The sequence below is a fragment of the Silvimonas sp. genome (genome assembly GCF_031291215.1).
Taxonomy (GTDB): Bacteria; Pseudomonadota; Gammaproteobacteria; order Burkholderiales; family Chitinibacteraceae; genus Silvimonas; species Silvimonas soli.
On sequence record NZ_JARLJK010000075.1, the window covers coordinates 1 to 1365 of the forward strand.

A 1365-nucleotide genomic window follows, 5' to 3' on the forward strand; every position below is an offset into this window, starting at 1 on the left:
GTAGGGCAATGGAATGGACTCCTCCCCCTACGGCATCTATGTGCCAAACTGATGAGGGGTTAACCGAAATCAGCAAACAGAGGAGGAGTCCAAATGAATATTAAACGAATTGGGATCGATCTGGCAAAGCAAGTGTTTCAGTTGCATGGAGTTGATAGCCACGAGCAAGTTGTTTTGCGCAAGCGTCTCAACCGCGAGCAGATGCATCGTTTTTTCAAGGAATTGCCACCCTGCCTAATCGGTATGGAAGCGTGCGGCGGGTCGCACTATTGGGCTCGGGTATTGATGGGGTACGGTCATACCGTCAAACTGATGGCCTGCCAGTTCGTCAAGCCTTACGTCAAAGGCGGCAAGAACGACGCCAACGATGCCGAAGCGATTTGCGAAGCGGTGAGCCGGCCCGGCATGCGCTTCGTTGCGATCAAGTCGGAAGAACAGCAAGCGATGCAGGCCGACCACCGCATCCGAAGCCGGCTGGTCAAGGTCAGGACAGCGTTGAGCAACGAGATTCGCGGATTACTGTCGGAATTCGGCATCGTGCTGGCGACCGGGATCGGGCAGTTAAGGCGAGCATTGCCGCTGCTGTTGGACGACGAAGAGCAAAAACTGCCGGCAAGCATGAAACCATTGTTGGCTGAATTGGCACAGGAACTACGCCAGACCGACGACCGGGTGGAGCTACATGACAAGCGCATCCAAGCGGCTGCAAAGGGCGACGAGCGTATTCAACGCCTACTCGACATAGAAGGAATCGGGCCGATCACAGCCAGCGCCCTCGTGGCGGCAGTGGGCGATGCCACCCAGTTTGCCAATGGCAGAAACATGGCAGCTTGGCTGGGCCTGGTACCGAGCCAACACTCCAGTGGCGGCAAGGAAAGGTTGGGACATATCAGCAAGCGTGGCGACACGTATTTAAGGACGCTGCTAATTCACGGCGCGCGAGCCGCCTTAAACAGCAGTGCCAGCAAAGAGGATCGACGCAGCCGATGGGCACATACGCTTGCCACCAGACGCAATCGCAACATCGCCACGGTAGCGCTGGCGAACAAGAATGCACGCATCGCCTGGGCGGTGTTGAGTCGACAGGAAATGTACCGTGGCGCCGTCACGAATGACGCAAATAGTTAGACAGTAAGACGAAGCAGCGAGCAACATCGGAAGAAACAAGAAAGGCAGCTTTCCAGCAGCGATTGCGAAGCAGTTGAAGAGTAATGGCAAACAGGTCAAACCGGCGCTTGCATCACCAGCCTAATGAATAGGCCCTCTGTCGAAAGATCAAAGACAAGGCCGATAGGGCGTTCTGGAGCAAGCGCGCAGATTCCATTATGGCCCGAGTGCGACGGCGCTCAACGTAGAGGCCGGATA

Annotated in this window: 1 protein-coding gene; it reads left to right on the top strand. The window is 56.0% G+C overall.

Annotated features, from left to right (window positions below; translation table 11 throughout):
• Positions 1-93 precede the first annotated feature (93 nt).
• Positions 94-1128, top strand: coding sequence for an IS110 family transposase (locus P4L78_RS09930; protein WP_309327866.1), 1035 nt, complete (start codon positions 94-96; stop codon positions 1126-1128).
• The last annotated feature ends 237 nt before the right edge of the window (positions 1129-1365 follow it).

What these genes read in the sequence shown, in the direction of transcription:
- P4L78_RS09930 (WP_309327866.1), top strand. Translation starts at nt 94, where the DNA reads ATGAATATTAAACGAATTGGGATCGATCTGGCAAAGCAAGTGTTTCAG.